The organism is Corynebacterium sp. c25Ua_47 (assembly GCF_039907205.1).
GTDB classification, from domain to species: Bacteria; Actinomycetota; Actinomycetes; order Mycobacteriales; family Mycobacteriaceae; genus Corynebacterium; species Corynebacterium hiratae.
Window position 1 is genome coordinate 1 of the sequence record NZ_JASBOH010000051.1, and the last position, 327, is coordinate 327.

Below are 327 nucleotides of genomic sequence, written 5' to 3' on the forward strand. Positions count from 1 at the left end.
CGAGGTAGAGAAGGACAAGGGCTCTAACCCGAAGGATAAGGGTTCGATTCCGGCAACTCCGATCGAGCCGGGTAACCCCACCAATGCCGCAACCTTCGAGCCGGAGTATGAGGGCAAGTTGGTTGTTCCTGGTGAGGAGACGAAGTCGTCGCCGACCTTTACTGATAAGGATGGTAAGGACGCCAAGGCTCCTGAGGGTTCAAAGTTTAAGATCACTGATGGTTTCACTGCTCCTGAGGGCTACGAAGTCAAGATCGACGAGAACACCGGTGAGATCACGGTGACGTTCCCGGATGGCTCCAAGCTGAACAAGGACACCAAGGCTCC

The 327-nt window shown here is 55.0% G+C and carries 1 protein-coding gene; it reads left to right on the forward strand.

From position 1 onward, the window contains the following. The coding region (locus QKE52_RS13390) for a YPDG domain-containing protein (RefSeq protein ID WP_347949012.1) at positions 1–327 on the forward strand (327 nt) is incomplete at both ends.